Genomic DNA, 16,543 nt, shown 5'->3' on the forward strand with positions numbered 1-16,543 from the left:
AACTGCCCGCTCATGATCTCGACCAACGACATTCGCCGCAGCTTCCTCGACTATTTCGCGCGACATGGGCACGCCGAAGTCGCCAGCGCGCCGCTCGTTCCGTTCAGCGATCCGACGCTGATGTTCGTCAATGCCGGCATGGTGCCGTTCAAGAACGCCTTCACCGGTCTCGAAACCCCTCCCGCACTACGCGCGACCAGCGCCCAGAAATGCGTGCGGGCAGGCGGCAAGCACAACGATCTCGACAATGTCGGCTACACGGCGCGCCACCACACATTCTTCGAAATGCTCGGGAATTTCTCGTTCGGCGATTATTTCAAGGAACAGGCGATCGATCACGCCTGGACGCTACTGACCAAGGAATGGGGCCTCGATTCCGAACGTCTGCTGGTCACCGTCTATCACACCGACGATGAAGCCTTCGACCTGTGGAAGAAGCAGACGGGCTTCGCCGATGAGAAGATCATCCGCATTCCGACCAAGGACAATTTCTGGGCCATGGGTTCGGATGGCCCGTGCGGGCCATGCTCGGAGATATTCTACGATCATGGCGATCACATCTGGGGCGGCCCTCCGGGATCGCCGGAAGAAGATGGCGACCGTTTCGTCGAGATATGGAATCTCGTCTTCATGCAGTTCACGCAGGAGAACGACGAGATCGTCGGCGATCTGCCCAAGCCGAGTATCGATACCGGAATGGGGATCGAGCGTGTCGCCGCGGTCATGCAGGGCGTGCACGACAATTACGATACCGACACCTTCCGCAATCTGATCGCCGCGAGCGAGAGCCTGACAGGCGTCAAGGCCGAGGGCGACAAGACCGCCAGCCACCGCGTGATCGCCGATCATCTGCGCTCGACCAGCTTCCTGATGGCCGATGGCGTTCTGCCTTCGAACGAGGGGCGCGGCTACGTCCTGCGCCGGATCATGCGCCGCGCCATGCGTCACGTCCATCTTCTGGGTGCGAGCGAGCCACTGATGTATCGCCTGGTGCCGGCTCTCGTCACCGAAATGGGGCAGGCCTATCCCGAACTGCAGCGCGGCCAGGCGCTAATTCAGGAAGTGCTCGAGCGCGAGGAAACCCAGTTCCGCCGCACGCTGGACAAGGGCCTCAAGCTGCTCGACGATGCGACGGTCGGTATGGACGAAGGCGATACGCTGCCCAGCGAAACCGTATTCAAGCTCTACGACACTTACGGCTTTCCCTACGACCTGACCGAGGACGCGCTTCGCTCGCAGGGAATTGCCGTCGACAAGGATGGTTTCGACGCCGCGATGGCGCAGCAAAAGGCCAAGGCGCGCGAAGCGTGGAAAGGCTCTGGCGAGGCGGCCAGCGAAGAAGTCTGGTTCGACATCGCCGAGCGCGAAGGTTCGACGGAGTTTACCGGCTATAGCTCGACCACAGGCGAGGCTGCGGTGGTGGCCATCGTCAAGGACGGCGTCGAAGTGCAATCGGCCGGCGAAGGCGACGAAGCCATCATCCTCACCAACCAGACCCCCTTCTATGGCGAGAGCGGCGGCCAGACCGGCGATGCCGGGCGGATTTGGACGCCCGAAAGTCTTGAATTTGCCGTAAACACTACGAACAAGCCCCTGGGGCGCCTGCACGCGCATGTCGGCAAGGTAGTCAAGGGATCCGTTTCGGTCGGCGATGCCGTCCACCTCGTCATCGATGCCGAGCGTCGCGACCGTATCCGTGCCAATCACTCGGCGACGCATCTGGTGCATGCAGCGCTGCGCAATCGTCTGGGCGGGCATGTTACGCAGAAGGGTTCGCTGGTCGCGGACGATCGTTTCCGCTTCGACTTTTCTCACCCCAAACCGCTGAGCGATGAGGATGTGGCTGCGATCGAGGCTGAGGTAAACGCGGAAATTCGCGCCAACGAGCAGGTCTTGACACGTCTGATGACACCCGACGATGCCGTCGCCGCCGGCGCACTGGCGCTGTTCGGCGAGAAATATGGCGACGAAGTCCGTGTGCTCTCTATGGGCAGCAAGGGCGACGAAGGGCGCAATTATTCGGTCGAATTGTGTGGCGGGACCCACGTCAAAGCAACCGGCGACATAGGCGTGTTCAAGATCGTCTCCGAAAGCGCAGTCAGTTCGGGCGTTCGCCGGATCGAGGCTTTGACGGGCGAAGCCGCGCGTCAATGGCTGGTTGCGCGCGACGAGGCGGTTCGGGCGATTGCGGGCGCTTTGAAGACGTCACCCGATGAGGCGCCCACTCGCGTCGCTGCACTGATCGAGGAACGTAAACGGCTCGAAAAGGATCTGGCCGAAGCGAAGCGCGCACTGGCGCTCGGCGGCGGCGGTACGGCAGATGCCGGTTCGGCGGACGAGGATATCGGGGGAGTTGCATTCTCGGGGCAGGTGATTGCGGGCCTCGACCCCAGGGAACTGCGCCCGCTGCTCGACGAGGCCAAGACCCGTATGGGGTCCGGCATTGCCGCTGTCTGTGCGGTCAATGATGGCAAGGGCGCCTTTGCGGTGGCGGTGACCGACGACCTTACCGATCGTTTTAGTGCAGTCGATCTCGTGCGCGCGGGTGTCGAAGCGCTGGGCGGCAAGGGCGGCGGCGGTCGTCCCGACATGGCGCAGGGCGGTGGCCCGGACGGCGCCAAGGCCGACGCTGCGATCGACGCTGTCCGTCAAGCGCTCGCAAAGTTTGCCGCTTAGGCGCCGATGCGCCGATAGAGGTCGCGCAGTTCGCGCTCTATCGCGGACATTTCGGCACTATCGCGGATATTTTCGAGACTTCGAGCGACGTGCTGCAGTCGGGCGGCCAAGCTGGTCGCCGTCGCTCGAACATCCTCTTCCTCGGCAATTTCGATTGCGCGCTTGGCGAGAAAGTTGAGGTCGGCGACGGGGCGCATGGCGAGAAAGGCATCGACCATCGGTGCCAACAGGTCAGGATCATCGCGCCAGTCGCGGCCGCCGAACAGGTGTTGCACCACATATTGCCCCGCACCGAAGCATTCGAACTGGATACATCCCGCAAAACCTTCCTCCGCGCGGGAGTCGTAGATCGTGCAAAGGCCATCAGCGCGCAGCTTCGGGCACGGTTCGCCCGCAGCCTTGGCTGCCGCAAAACCCGGCATTTCATCCGATGGATAGGCAATGCAGCATAGCGCGGCGCAGCGGCTGCAGTCCGAACGGGTTTCGAGCACGGCGGCCACGGTTCAGGCTTCCGACGTGCTCGTCCGCAGCTTCGGTTTGTAGGCCAGCGCGCCTTCCTGTTCGATCTGCTCGCGGAATTCATCGCGCTTTTCGTGGATCGAAGCGATTACCGGACCCATCGCCACACCGATATCGACCAGCACGGCTTCGGATAGCTGGAGCGAGCTTTCCAGCGTTTCGGGTACCGCATGGCTCGCTCCTACCCGATATAGCTCGGCGGCATGCTGCACGTCGCGCGCACGGCAGACGATCAGCAGATCCTCATGCTCCTTGCGCAGCTTGGAAACGAGGCGTTGGACCAGGACGGGTTCGTCCATGGTGAGGACCACGGCCAGCGCATTCTCGACCCCCAGACGATCCATGGAGTCGCCGCGCGCGGCATCCCCGAACGTCGCACGAAAGCCGCTGCGTTTCGCGCGCTCGATCAAGTCGGGATCGGCGTCCAGCGCGATGTAAGGCTTGCCATGCGCGTCGAGCATCTGTGCCACGAGAAGCCCGACGCGTCCCGCGCCAACGATGATCACGCGTCGCTCATCGCCGGTATCGTCGGGCACTTCGGGAATGGGTTCGACACGCCTCGCAATTGCGCGACCCAGCTGCGCCAGCAGGGGTGTGACGGTAAGGCCGATAGCGGTAACGATCTGCCAGAACTGCGCCGTACCCGGCTGGATCAGCAGCGCGGAACTGGCAGCGGCCAGAATGATCAGCGTGGTTTCCGAGGGGCTGGCCATCAGTATACCGGTTTCCGCTGCGGTGCTGCGGCGGGCGCCCATCAGGCGGAGGAGGACGCCGGTGACCAATGCCTTGAACGGAAGAATCAGCAGCACTGCCGTCGCGATCAGGCCGAGATTTTCCCAGATCGTCTGCAGATCGATGCTCATGCCCACGGTAATCAGGAAGATACCGAGAGCGAGCCCTTTGAAGGGCTCCATGATCGTCTCGACCTCGCCGTGATACTCGGTTTCTGCGATGAGCAGGCCAGCGATGAGCGCCCCTACGATCGGTGAAAGGCCGACCGCAGCGGTCGCAAGGCTCGCGCCGATCACGACCAGCAGCGAGGCGGCGAGGAACAGTTCGGGACTTTTCGTGCGAGCGGCCTGTCCGAACAGCCGGGGCAGGGCGAAACGGCCGAGCGCCATCATTGCAACGATCACGAGACCGCCCTGCCACAGCGTGGTCAACATGCCCTCCCAGCCTTCCCCCGCGGCATTCGGGGCCATGGCGCCCAGAACGAAGATGATCGGGACGATCATGATATCTTCGAACAGCAGCATCGACAGCGCCGCGCGCCCAACCGGCGAATGCGTGCCGGCGATCGGCAGCACGATGGCGGTGGAGGAAAACGCGAGGGCGAAACCAAGCGCGAGTGCGCCGGTCCAGTACTGGCCCATCATCGATAACGCGATCGCGAGCGATGTCCCGATAACGAGCAGTTCCATCGCCCCCAGGCCGAACACCAGTTTTCGCATCTGCCACAAGCGGTTGAAGCTCAGTTCGAGTCCGATGGTGAACAGCAGCAGGATAATCCCGAATTCGGCAAATGGCTCAAGAGCTTCGGGATCGGTTATCGTTATGTGATTCAGCCAGGGATGCTCGAACACCATCCGGCCGAGCCCGTAGGGTCCGACAGCGATCCCGATAAGGATGAAACCGATGATCGGCGTCACGCGAAATCGGGTGAACACCGGGATGACGAGCCCCGCCGCACCAAGGATGACGAGGGCGTCCGAGATCGCCGGGCTTGCAAATTCAGCGGATGCCATGGGCTTATCCGTAACCGCCCGGCGCTACGCTGTCACGACGCGATAACGCCTAACCCCCGCCGGGATGGGCGGGGCCGAGCGGTTCACGGCGAGGGCGCGGCTTCCCCGGATGCTTGCCGGTTTCATCCCATTCGATGCGATAGAGATCGAAGCGGCGGTCGGCGAGATTGCGTACCGTGCCCTCCGCCCGGGCCCATTGCAGATCTGCAAGATTGATATCGCTGATGGTCAACGTCTCTACGTTCTCGGTCGCTTCGGCGGCGATCCCGTCACGCGCGAACGGGAAGTCGCACGGCGTCAGGATGCAGCTCTGGGCGTACTGGATATCCATGTTGCCGACATTGGGCAGATTGCCGACATTGCCACTCAGCACGACGAAGCATTGGTTCTCGATTGCACGTGCCTGACCGCAATAGCGAACGCGGAGATAGCCCTGACGGCTATCGGTGCAGAAGGGCACGAAAATGATCCGCGCGCCTTCGTCCGCCAGCCGGCGGCTCAGTTCGGGAAACTCGCTGTCGTAGCAGATCTGCACTCCGATCGGACCGCAATCGGTCTGGATCACCTCGACCTTGTCGCCGCCCTTGATGTTCCACCAGTAGCGTTCATTGGGGGTGGGGTGGATCTTCTCCTGTGCATGGACCGACCCGTCACGCAGGCAGACATAGGCGACATTGTGTATGTCGCCATCTTCCATTCGCGTCGGGTGCGAGCCGGCGATGATGTTGATATTGTAGCGCATGGCCATTTCGGAAATGTCCGTGCGCAGGCGAGGGGTGTATTCGGACAGACGCTCGATCGCCTCTACCGGCGAGAGTTCCTTTTCCTCGAAGCTCAACAGCATCAGCGTGAAGAGTTCGGGAAAGACGATGAAGTCCGCTTCGTAATCGCTTGCTACATCCACGAAATAGGTCACGTGGCGCATGAACTCATCATAGTCCGACACCTGGCGGGCCTGCAGCTGGCAGGTAGCCACTCGAACGGCCTCGACCCCGCGCGGCAGGCGCTTCTTCACCGGTTGGTCGCGCTCGACATAGGGATTGCGCCAGACCATCATCACGGCGTTTGCCATCGAGGCCTTGTCCTCCGGCAGGTACCCTTCGATGATCCGCTCCGGCTCGAACCCGTTGGCCAATTGGAAACGGAGCACGGGGTCGTGCAGTTTTCCCTCGACCACCTTGTCCAGATAATCCTGCGGGTCGGCGACCCGGCGACGAAAGCGACGATAGTTCGGCATGCGGCCGGCAAAGACGATGCCGGTCAGATCTCTCTCTTCGGCCAGCGCGCGGCGTTCTTCGTAAAGGCGCCGTCCGATGCGGACGCCGCGCACCTTGGGATCGACGCACATCTCGTAACCATACAGCCAGTCCCCGGTCGGATCGTGACGGCTGCCGTAACCATTGCCGGTGATCTCGTCCCAGTCATGCGGCTGGAATGCGAGCGCTTCGGCAACCTGCATGGTCGCACAATAGCCCACTACCTCGTCGTCGAGCAGGGCCACGAAGCAGCCTTCCTTGAAGTTGTTGATCTGCCCGCGAATCTCGCCGTGAGTGTAGGCGGGCATGTCCTCATAGACCCGGCGCACCAGATCCGCGATTCCGCGGATATCCTTGATCTTGGCGTTGCGGATTTCGAGCCTGCGCTGACCGAATTTTTCCGTACCCTTGCGCTTAACCGTGCGCTTCTTCTGAACTGCCCTGGCCATGCATTCCCCGTCTGTTGGCGACGCCGAAAACGACAAGACCGGGAGCGGCATGTGCGCCGATCCCGGTCAGTCGCGTCACTGCTTAGGCAATGACGAAGTCGAAAGATGGTTTCAGGCCCAGTTGGCCATTTCCGTCTCGAGATTGTCGACGATGGCCTCGAAGAACTGCTCCGTGGTCATCCAGCTCTGGTTCGGACCGATAAGCAGCGCGAGGTCCTTGGTCATCTTGCCGCTCTCGACCGTCTTGATGCAGACCCGTTCGAGCGTTTCGGCGAACTTCACGACGTCCGGCGTATTGTCGAAACGACCGCGATAGATGAGGCCGCGAGTCCAGGCGAAGATGCTGGCGATCGGGTTGGTCGAAGTCGCCTTGCCCTGCTGGTGCTGACGGTAGTGGCGGGTTACGGTACCGTGAGCGGCTTCCGCTTCCACGGTCTTGCCGTCGGGCGTCATCAGCACCGAAGTCATCAGGCCGAGCGACCCGAAGCCCTGAGCCACCACGTCCGACTGCACGTCGCCGTCATAGTTCTTGCAGGCCCACACGAACTTGCCGCTCCACTTGAGCGCGGCGGCGACCATGTCGTCGATCAGGCGGTGCTCGTAAGTGATCTTCGCTTCGGCGAACTTGTCCTTGAATTCACTGTCGAACACTTCCTGGAACAGGTCTTTGAAGCGACCGTCATACTTCTTGAGGATGGTGTTCTTGGTCGACAGGTAGACCGGCCATTTGCGATCCAGGCCATAGTTCATGCAGGCCCGCGCAAAGTCGCGGATGCTGTCGTCGAGGTTGTACATGGCCATGGCCACGCCCGAACTCTGGAATTCGTAGACGTCGAGATCGATATTTTCGCCGTTCTCGCCTTCGAACACTAACCGCAGCTTACCCGCTCCGGGGATTAGCGTATCCTTGGCCCGGTACTGGTCGCCAAAGGCATGGCGGCCGACGACGATCGGATCGGTCCAGCCCGGCACCAGGCGAGGAACGTTGTCGATGACGATCGGCTCGCGGAAGACCACGCCGCCCAGAATGTTGCGGATCGTGCCGTTCGGGCTGACCCACATCTTCTTCAGATCGAACTCCTCGACGCGGGCTTCGTCCGGGGTGATGGTGGCGCATTTCACGCCGACGCCGTGTTCCTTGATGGCATTCGCGGCATCGACGGTGATCTGATCATCGGTCTCGTCGCGCTTTTCAATCGAGAGATCGTAATACTTCAGGTCGACGTCGAGATAAGGCAGGATCAACCGCTCGCGGATCCACTGCCAGATGATTCTTGTCATTTCGTCGCCGTCAAGCTCGACGATCGGGTTCGCAACCTTGATCTTCGCCATGGGTGTCCTGTTCGTTGGGATTTCAGTTGCGCGCGCCATAGCAGAGCGCTGGGCGAGGGCAAGGGAGCGGACCGGTTCTCGTGGGCGGAGGGTATCGAGCGCTTGGCTGGGGCGAGGGCGATGAGATCGAAAGGGAACTCGCCCTCGCAATAAACACAGCGTACACACTCCATGAGACAAAGGCTGAAAGGTTGGACAAATTCGCCTCTCTTCACGTCGTCTTTCGGTAATGGTAGATCGCTTGCGAAAGCGTGGCAGAATTTCAACGAGGTGAGATCGATCACCTGCAAGGATATGACGGGCAATTTCAAAGAGCTTTCAGGATTGCGACGAAGGGACTTCCTCGCCTCCTCGGCCGCGGTGCCGTTCATGATGTCATTGCCGGCCTCCGCATCCGGATCGTCGGTCACGACCGGGGCAAATCTGGTCGAGGCCGCGAATGCACCGTTCGGCAGCAATGCGGCGCTGGCCAGTTTCGAACATCTGGCCGCCAGCGGGGCCGGCGTGGTCGCGCTGATACCCTTCTTCTGGCAGTCGCATGAAAGCGATGCCAAGCTTGTACGGGGCAATGCTCTGCCGAACGAACGTCTGCAAGACGGTATTCTACAGGCGCACAAATCGGGGCTGGAGGTGCTGGTCAAACCCCATATATGGGTGCCCGATCGCTGGGCGGGCAGCATCACATTCTCCCTCGAAAGCGACTGGCAAGCCTGGTTCGCTGCGTATGAAGCGGCGCTGACGGATTGCGCCGACATCGCAGCCAAGGCAGGCGCACAGACGTTCTGTGTCGGAACAGAGCTGAAACAGGCTAGCGAGCGACCCGAATGGACGAAAGTGATTGCCCGAATACGGTCGGTCTTCCCGGGCAGGCTCACTTATGTCGCGCATAATGCGGCAGAAGCGCGGCAAGTCGGTTTTTGGGACCAGCTCGATATCGTCGCCATGTCCTCCTACCCGGCACTGGGTTCCCCGTCGGACCGTGCCGGTTGGCGCCGTGCGATAGGAAATGAAGCACGGGCGTTGAGGTTGCTCGCCGACCGGCACGGAAAGCCGGCTTGGCTGGGGGAAATCGGCATTCGCTCGGCCGTAGATGCGACATACAAACCTTGGGAGAGTGCCGAAGAACGCGATGCCCTGCCGGATATGGCAGTGCAGCGCGATGTGCTGCAAATGTGGCTCGAGATTGCGGACGAACAGAAAATAGACACCGCGCTGGTATGGCGCTGGCTGAGCGACCCGAACGGTGGCGGACCACGGGACACCGATTTCACGATTCAGAACAAACCGGCACAGGATTTGCTCGCGGCGCGCTAGTGGATCAGAACGAAACCCACACGCCGCCGAAGAAGCCGCGTTCGCGCAGTGCGTTTTCGCCCGCGATGGTGCCCATCAGTCCAGCCTGCAACGCCACCGAACGCGATACGTTGAGGACGCCGCTTAACTGCAGGTTGTGATAGCGGTACTCGTCGAAAATGCCTTGGCCGGCGCCGTCGCTGATCGTGTTGAACGACTGCGCCATCAGCAGAAAATCGGGGTCCGGACGATAGCCGAGTGTCACGTCGGCATGGAATTCGTTGGGCGGGTCGCCGTCGCGCAGACGATAGCTCGCTTGCGCGTCGACGAAGCCACCGCTGTTTCCGAGGGCGAGGTTATGGAACCCGCGCAACCGGAAATCATACTCGGCATCGGTGCTGCCGACCTGGGCCAGATTGTCGTCGCGTGAAACCCCGGGAATGCGGACTGTCGTCTCTACCGCGAACCAGCCATCCTGACTTTCGGCGAAGCGATAGCGCCCGCCGATGTCGGTGTAGCCCAACCCGCTGTCGTCATCGCCGCCTTCGACCGATACACCGCGAAAGCTCGGTTTGAAAATCAGGGTCAAATCGGGCACGATTTCGTATTCTGCGAGCAGAAACAGTTCGACCTTCTCGTAATCGGCAATGTCGATGCTGTTGCCATCGGCATCGAAGCCGCGGGAGCTTTTCGAATAATAGAAGCTCGCGATCACTTGCCCCTTGTCGGCCTGATCCGTCGTTGCGGGAACAACATCCTGCGCGACTGCGGGGTTTGCTGCCAGTAGGCCGGCAAGGGCGATGCCGAAGGCGCAGAATCTACCGGTCATTGTCGCTCCAGAAGGATTTGCTTGGTCGTGTCGACAAGATTGTCGGCGCTTAGTGCGAGATCGTCCGGCGGAGCCCAGGCGGTTGTCGTCCACAAGGTGACATATTCCGACTGGATCGAGTTGCCGTGGACCATCTGGGCTTGTTCCACCGCTCCTCTCGCCTTGCGGTTCCAAACCTCGAGCTCCTCGGCATCCGCAGCGCCGGGGTGGATGAGCAAGAAGGATCCCGGCCCGTTGGACACCATTAGTATATCGAGAGGGGCGGCGATGGACTGCAACAATTCGGCGAGATGGTGAGTGAGAACGTCGGCAGCCTCTTCGCCGCGCAGCGCGACAAAGGCGTCGAAATCGACGACCTGCAGCAGGCTGAGTGCCGCCGATCGATTCTGGCTGCGGCAGTCGGAAATGATCAGGTCGAAAATCCGGCGCTTGAGCAAGTCGGTTTGCGGTTCGATCAGACTCATGCCTGCTTGGCCTTGACGCAAGGCGTCATTCTGAATCCGCAGGTCCTCCTCGCGCAGCGCGCGCCGCTCCTGCTCGCGTCTGATCCTGAGCAAGGTACGGACACGCGCAAGCAGCCTTATTTCGTCGATCGGCTTGGTCAGAAAGTCGTCCGCGCCCGCCATGAAGGCCTGATTCAGCAGTTCGACATCAATCGTCGCGGTCAGCATAAGGATCGGCAGGTAACGTGTACGCTGCGACAGCCGCATGCGCGCGCAGACTTCCAAACCGTCCATATCGGGCATCATCACATCGAGGATGACCAACTGGTAGTCTACCTCGCCCTCCACAACGTCTTCGCCATCCTCGGCAACGCCGCATTTTTCGAGCGCGTCCCGGCCGCCGCGAGCGATGTCTATGTCCTTGAAATTGCCCCTGGCCAGCAGCGCTTTAGTGATCAGCGCGCTTTCAGGCACATCGTCCACGATCAGGATCTTGGATCGCCGAGTCTGGTTCATCGCTGGCCCTCTTCGCTGACTTCGTACACGCGCCAACGCGCTCCGTCATATTTGAGCCGATAGCCTGTTGCTCCGCTCTCATAGAGTGTTGGAAATATGCGACCAACGCGGTCGCTGCCCAATCCCGATCCGCTATTGCGTACCACCAGCATATCGGCATCGGTCCTCTGGCGGATCGACGCAACACGGAACTGCTGAGTATCACCGCTCCAGATACCGTCTGTACCGCTACGTAGCGCGATGACGGCGGGCACGGCTTCGGCATCGAACAGCACGTTGCTCTTTCCCGACAGGGCCCGTGCCAAGCCGGTCAATTCCGGATCGCTATCTGCGACCGTATGATTCATCACGGCCGCTTTCCAGCGTTCGCTTTCCGGAGCCGTATCTATGAAGACCAAAGCCGTACCACCAATCAGTCCGGCTGAAAGCAGGTTGAGTTCCACCCTGTTCAGGCGATTGATCGGCCAGCGCGCGACACAGGCGGCCGCGCCGGTGATCCCAAGACTGGCAGCAAGCGAGACCGAGGGAAAGAATCCGAAGGCCTGCGAGAGAAATATTCCGGACAAGAGCGTGGCGAATATCGCCAGTACGGCATAGCGCAGGGGACCCATGCCTCGTGCGGCCATAAAGAACGCCAGCAAAACAGGGCTGACCGCGAAGAGGCTGATCGCGGTGATCGCGAAGGTACGCCACGTCGGCTCGGATGCCGCGATCTGCGCGTCGGCCCCCAATCCAGCCGCCTCGCGACTGATCGTGTAAAGGAAGGCTGAGGCATCTCCCGCAAAGATCCAGTTGACATACATGAACGCGAAGAGGCTGAACCCGAACGGAAACAGCAACATCAGATACATCGGTATGGGCGCGGTACGCAGTCGATCAGGGGGCATGACCAGTGCCAGGAAAGGCAGGCTGGCGAAAACAAGGAGCAGGCCGAAGGGGTGCGCGAATGCCATTAATGCCAGCCCTACCGAAACCAGCATGAGATCGTTCACGCGTTCACCGCGCCGTAGACCGACAGTTCCTAGCGCGGTCAGCCACAACCCCCAATGAATCGCCACAAAGCCAACCCCCTCGGTTGCGGCGCGCAAAAATACCGGGTTGAGGCCCAGTGCGGCGCTTGCAGCGCAGGCTTCGAGTACGGAAAGCCCGTTGATCCGAAATGCGTTGAACCACGCCACGACCAACATTCCGGCGAGCCCCGCACTTAGAGCCGTGAGGCCCGTGGTACCGCCAGTCGGTACCACATAGCTCAGAACTATGGCCGAGATGTAAGGCACAGGCGGGAATGCAGTGATCACATTCTCGAACCGGATGAGCCCGTCCATGCTCAGCAGCGTTCGTCCCTGTAGGTCGAGATTGCTGGTGGAGACGTAGCCCCGCGCATGCAGCAGGAGCGCCAAGCCTACCAGCATCACCGCCACTGTCAGCGGGAAGAGATAGGGGGCAACCCTGCGCCAGTTCATGCCGCCAACTGCCCCGCTTGCGCCTTGCTGACCTCGTCGGCAGTATGTTTCGACAGGCCGTGTTCCGTCTTCTCCCAATAGAAGGGTTTGGTTATGAGCTGCCAGGCACCTTTCCACGCCGCGATCGACATCAGCACCCAATACCAGATGACCGTCAGGCTATAAGGCACAAGAGACAGCCAGTTGCGACGAAACGGCGCCAGCATCATCACGAATATGAACAAGCCGTTCCCGGCCAATAGATTGAACAGCGAGAGATACAGCAGTAGCGGCGGAAACACCGGGTCGAACAACCCGGTTTCGGTCACGAGCCAGACGCCGAAGATAAGCCAGAACAGCGGGTTGAGCAGCCCCGACAGCATTGTTCCGCCGATAAAGAAAATGAAGCCGAGGACCCCCAGCGGTCCGATGGTCTTGAGCAGGTGCAAGGGACGCCGGGTATGCACCAGGAAGGTTTGCATGTACCCCTTGATCCAGCGCGAACGCTGGCGGATCCAGTTGCTCTGCGAGACATTCGCTTCCTCGAAAGTGGTCGAGGCGGCGAGCCGCACCTCATAGCCCTTCTGCGTCAGCCGAATGCCGAGATCGGCATCTTCCGTAACATTGAACGGGTCCCAGGCACGCAATTCGCGCAGCACGTCCATCTTGAAATGGTTCGACGTACCGCCGAGCGGGATCGGTACCTTGAGCTTTTCCAGCCCCGGCAACATCAGATCGAACCACAGCGAATAGTCGAGTGTGAACAGGCGGGTGAGCCAGTTTTCTTCGCGATTGAAATAATTCAAACGGCATTGGACGCATGCAACGTTGTCGGGCGCCCGGTCGAAAGTCACGACCACCTTTTTGAGCTGGTCGGGCTCGGGCTTGTCCTCGGCATCGTAGATGACCAGATAGTCGCCGCGCGCAAACTGCAACGCGTAATTGCAGGCCTTGGGCTTGGTCTGCGGCTGCGACGGTGGGACCAGGATGATTTCGAAGATATCCTCGAGACCCAGGGCAGTCGCTGCGTCGATAGTCAGCTGGTCGCCTTCTTCGAGTACGATCTTGATGTCCAGCCGACTGGTCGGATAGTCGAGTTCGCGAAGGGCGTTTGCAAGGATCGGCAGCACATCCGGTTCGCGGAACATCGGCACCAGCACAGTGTAAATCGGCAGGTCCTCGTTGCGCAGGAGGCTGACGGCAGCATCGAGCTGGCGCTCGCGGGCATGCTGGTTCTTGCCGCCATACCAGATCAGCACGCTCTTGAAGACGAAGTTGCCGAGATAGAACACCGTCATCACCAGGTTGATCACGATCAGCGTCGCGATCGGAGCCAGCGCGAGTCCCGCCGCTGCCGCAGTCACCATCGCCCAGGCGATGACCAGTTGGGTCGGTGTGAACACGGTCTGGGCGGACATCACCGGATCATGATTGGCGAGATCGAAGACCGCCGCTTCGAGATAACGTGCGGAGAACACATCCTGCACCGCACGCTGTAGGTCCTTTTTGGGCGCGATGCGAATCTTGACGTTCTGGCCCCATTTACGGCGGGCGTAGAGGATCAGTTCGGGGCCCGGACGTGCCGTTACGATCGTGATATCCCCGTCGGTCTCACGCCAGGGGACTGCGAGTTCGCGCATGTAAACCGCGACTTCGGTGTGATCGAGCAATGCGGGGTCGAGCGGCTCTTTGCCGAGATCGACGAGTTCGACACTGAACCGTTCGGCAAGAGCCGCGTAATAGTCGTCCGCCGCAATCCAGTTCTTCGTCAGCATGACGTCGGCAAGGTTGGAGCCCCACCTTGTCGCCAATTCGCTGGCCTCGTTCAACTGCTGGGGCGTAACGAGGTCGCGCTCGGCGAGAAAATCGCCAGTCCAGCTGTCGATCGAGAGGAATTGCGCCACCGTCAGTCTTTAGGCTTGTTCGAGGCGATCACGCGGCGCAGCAGATAGACGAAGCCCAGCGTGAGCAGCAGCCACCCCAGACCGATAAACCACAGGCGATAACGCTGGAAAAACTGGGCAAAGGAGCTTTCATCCGGATACCGAATGTCGATCAGTCGCTCACGCTCGTCGTTGAAGGCAAAGTCGAGCTGGTCGGCGGCGAGAAAGGCAACATTCCCATAACCCAGCACCGGTGGGCTTGCACTCGACTCGAGTGCCGCAAAATCCGCGCCGGGCCGAATCCACAACAGTGGACGACCTCCCTGTTCGAGTATCTGGATCGTGGTCAGCGTTTCGATCGCATTGCGGTCGATAATCGTTTCGCCGTTCTCACCCGCGATCTCGACCTTCCCCTGGTCGAAGCGGACTGTCGGTTCGCTACCGGGCGGGGCGTCGCGTCCGACGTAAACCACCGCGCCTTCGGCAGGTATCCGACCATAGGAGACGCTCACCGGGCCTTCTCCGCTTGCGAGCGGTCCGAGGAACGCCGCGGCCGGTGCAAGGCTTGCGGCATTGGGCACAACAAGGGTGAAGCCGGAGTTCAGAGCGGTAGGCAGATCGGAGAAATCGTCCAGGGCATCCGCAGGACCGAGCTTGATGCGGCTCGACGGAAGTAGCTGAGCGGGATAGCCCTGCGGCGCATATTTGCAGTCGCCGCTGGCCGTCTGGCGAACCACGCTGACTTCGAGATTATTGCGCGATGTCGTCAACCCTTCGGGCAGATCGACATCGATCTGAGTGCGCCCGTCCTCTTCCGCCTCGGCGCTGGCCAGCAGGAAGCCGTTGAGCAGCACCGCGATCACCGGGCGCGAGGCTCCGCTGTCTTCCGCCACCGCGACATCGACGATCATTCCGGTCATACGCTGGCCTGCCGGGATGGCCGGAGCGGGTATGGCTACATTCCACTGCCCGCGATCCGAAATGCTCTGCACCGACGTATCCGCGCCGAGATCCGCCAGCGTCAGGCTTTCAACTGCGCCCGATGTGCCGCGCCCGGCCGTGGTCATGCTGGGCGACGCCGCAATCGCCTTCCAGCGGCTTTTCAGTAGGCGGGCGCTGGCAACGGGATCTTTCCCACCGATCTGTATCGCGGGCACCCCGTCACTCACCCGTACACCCAAGGCGGGTGCTGCCGCGGGGGCAAAACCGATGCGGGATATCCGCCACCCCTGGCCGGGGCCGGGACTTTGTCCTGGAGCGCCGTTCAGTCGGGAATCCGCGCCGCCGAGCATCAAGGTAAGCGCCGCCGCAGCCTGCGCGGTGCTGGCTCCTTCGGGTAGCGCAATGTCCATCGCCCGAGGCATGGCAGCAGATACCGCCGAAATACTCGCCAGGCTGCCACCATCGAATTGAGCCTCGAGCCCACCACCGCTGCCGAAAGCGAGATACGCACCGGAAAGGCGCTGGTCGATACAGCGATCCTCGGTAATTGCGCCCGAATAGACGATGCGGGCGGTCAGATAACCTTGGTCGATCAACGCAGGGTCGATCGGGATGTCGATCACGCCTTCGGAAAAACCTTCGGGCAGGGCAGTGGTATATTGCGTTCTTCCGCCGATGACGATCGAAACCGCCCGCCGGCTGCTGAACGAGGAATCCGCACGATAGGGCAGGACGAGACGCAGTCCTTCCACACCAACGGTCGCGGGCAGCGGAAAATAGAGATCGCGAGCGCCGGACAGACCGGCCATCTCGAAGCCGTTTTCGAACCCAAGCTCATCAAGTGCTATAAAACGAGCGACGGGTGCCGCGCCACCGCCTAGGGGTGCGGGCGTGGCAGGATCCGGTGTCGCGGGGGCTTCGACGGTTGGGGCCGACGCGTCGGGAACGGGGGCCTGTGCAATTCCTGCAGAAGCGAGCATGGCGGCTGCCGCCACGGCGCACAGGAACTTCTGTTTGGTCATGAAAACACCCCCCGGCTAGGTTGCGGTCAGTCGGTATCTACAGGCCGTCTTTCCGGCCAGAAGGGCAAACTAAAAGGTTAATTGCAACCCTGCTGCGGCCAATTGCCACAATTCCGGCCGTGATTAAGCGTTTCCACGCATTGGCGGCGGGATTGTTCGCAGCAAAGCTTTCTTGCATACCCGATATACGGGTTCT

Annotated in this window: 11 protein-coding genes; 2 read left to right on the forward strand and 9 right to left on the reverse strand. The window is 61.1% G+C overall.

Features of this window, described 5'->3' with window-relative positions; all coding sequences use genetic code 11:
• Window positions 1–12 precede the first annotated feature (12 nt).
• The gene (alaS, locus tag K3174_RS00160; protein WP_221554825.1) at window positions 13–2,676 is read left to right on the forward strand and encodes an alanine--tRNA ligase; all 2,664 of its coding nucleotides are present in this window, start codon (window positions 13–15) and stop codon (window positions 2,674–2,676) included.
• Here the strand turns inward: alaS and K3174_RS00165 are convergent.
• From K3174_RS00165 to K3174_RS00180, 4 genes are all read right to left on the reverse strand, one after another.
• A complete protein-coding gene (locus K3174_RS00165) occupies window positions 2,673–3,176 on the reverse strand; it encodes a hypothetical protein (protein WP_221554826.1) in 504 nt (167 codons plus the stop codon). The genes alaS and K3174_RS00165 overlap by 4 nt on opposite strands.
• A gap of 3 nt (window positions 3,177–3,179) precedes the next feature.
• Window positions 3,180–4,940 carry a cation:proton antiporter domain-containing protein gene (locus tag K3174_RS00170; RefSeq protein WP_221554827.1) on the reverse strand — a complete coding sequence of 587 codons (1,761 nt, stop codon included), beginning with the start codon at window positions 4,938–4,940 and terminating at the stop codon, window positions 3,180–3,182.
• Between the two features lie 49 nt (window positions 4,941–4,989).
• Window positions 4,990–6,645: a carbon-nitrogen hydrolase family protein gene (locus tag K3174_RS00175; protein ID WP_221554828.1), complete on the reverse strand. Its 1,656-nt coding sequence runs from the start codon at window positions 6,643–6,645 to the stop codon at window positions 4,990–4,992.
• 111 nt (window positions 6,646–6,756) lie between these two features.
• Window positions 6,757–7,977, reverse strand: coding sequence for an NADP-dependent isocitrate dehydrogenase (locus K3174_RS00180; protein WP_221554829.1), 1,221 nt, complete (start codon window positions 7,975–7,977; stop codon window positions 6,757–6,759).
• A gap of 369 nt (window positions 7,978–8,346) precedes the next feature.
• Between K3174_RS00180 and K3174_RS00185 the strand changes: the two genes are divergently transcribed.
• Entirely contained in the window at window positions 8,347–9,291 is a 945-nt protein-coding gene (locus K3174_RS00185) for a glycoside hydrolase family 113 (RefSeq protein ID WP_221554830.1), read from the forward strand.
• 4 nt (window positions 9,292–9,295) lie between these two features.
• Here K3174_RS00185 and K3174_RS00190 read toward each other — a convergent pair whose 3' ends face one another.
• The 5 genes from K3174_RS00190 to K3174_RS00210 are packed head-to-tail and all read right to left on the reverse strand — an operon-like array spanning window position 9,296 to window position 16,347.
• Window positions 9,296–10,099: a transporter gene (locus K3174_RS00190; RefSeq protein WP_221554831.1), complete on the reverse strand. Its 804-nt coding sequence runs from the start codon at window positions 10,097–10,099 to the stop codon at window positions 9,296–9,298.
• A complete protein-coding gene (locus K3174_RS00195) occupies window positions 10,096–11,058 on the reverse strand; it encodes a response regulator (protein ID WP_221554832.1) in 963 nt (320 codons plus the stop codon). Before K3174_RS00195 ends, K3174_RS00190 begins: the two co-directional genes overlap by 4 nt.
• Entirely contained in the window at window positions 11,055–12,521 is a 1,467-nt protein-coding gene (locus K3174_RS00200) for a hypothetical protein (RefSeq protein ID WP_221554833.1), read from the reverse strand. Before K3174_RS00200 ends, K3174_RS00195 begins: the two co-directional genes overlap by 4 nt.
• Window positions 12,518–14,404, reverse strand: coding sequence for a glycosyltransferase family 2 protein (locus tag K3174_RS00205; RefSeq protein ID WP_221554834.1), 1,887 nt, complete (start codon window positions 14,402–14,404; stop codon window positions 12,518–12,520). Before K3174_RS00205 ends, K3174_RS00200 begins: the two co-directional genes overlap by 4 nt.
• Before the next feature lie 2 nt (window positions 14,405–14,406).
• Window positions 14,407–16,347 carry a cellulose biosynthesis cyclic di-GMP-binding regulatory protein BcsB gene (locus tag K3174_RS00210; protein WP_221554835.1) on the reverse strand — a complete coding sequence of 647 codons (1,941 nt, stop codon included), beginning with the start codon at window positions 16,345–16,347 and terminating at the stop codon, window positions 14,407–14,409.
• Between the last annotated feature and the right edge of the window lie 196 nt (window positions 16,348–16,543).

The sequence above is a fragment of the Qipengyuania qiaonensis genome, from assembly GCF_019711515.1.
Classification (GTDB): Bacteria; Pseudomonadota; Alphaproteobacteria; order Sphingomonadales; family Sphingomonadaceae; genus Qipengyuania; species Qipengyuania qiaonensis.

Coding starts and splice junctions, on each gene's coding strand:
- alaS (WP_221554825.1), top strand. CDS start 13: ATGATCTCGACCAACGACATTCGCCGCAGCTTCCTCGACTATTTCGCG.
- K3174_RS00170 (WP_221554827.1), bottom strand. CDS start 4,940: ATGGCATCCGCTGAATTTGCAAGCCCGGCGATCTCGGACGCCCTCGTC.
- K3174_RS00175 (WP_221554828.1), bottom strand. CDS start 6,645: ATGGCCAGGGCAGTTCAGAAGAAGCGCACGGTTAAGCGCAAGGGTACG.
- K3174_RS00180 (WP_221554829.1), bottom strand. CDS start 7,977: ATGGCGAAGATCAAGGTTGCGAACCCGATCGTCGAGCTTGACGGCGAC.
- K3174_RS00185 (WP_221554830.1), top strand. CDS start 8,347: ATGATGTCATTGCCGGCCTCCGCATCCGGATCGTCGGTCACGACCGGG.
- K3174_RS00190 (WP_221554831.1), bottom strand. CDS start 10,099: ATGACCGGTAGATTCTGCGCCTTCGGCATCGCCCTTGCCGGCCTACTG.
- K3174_RS00195 (WP_221554832.1), bottom strand. CDS start 11,058: ATGAACCAGACTCGGCGATCCAAGATCCTGATCGTGGACGATGTGCCT.
- K3174_RS00200 (WP_221554833.1), bottom strand. CDS start 12,521: ATGAACTGGCGCAGGGTTGCCCCCTATCTCTTCCCGCTGACAGTGGCG.
- K3174_RS00210 (WP_221554835.1), bottom strand. CDS start 16,347: ATGACCAAACAGAAGTTCCTGTGCGCCGTGGCGGCAGCCGCCATGCTC.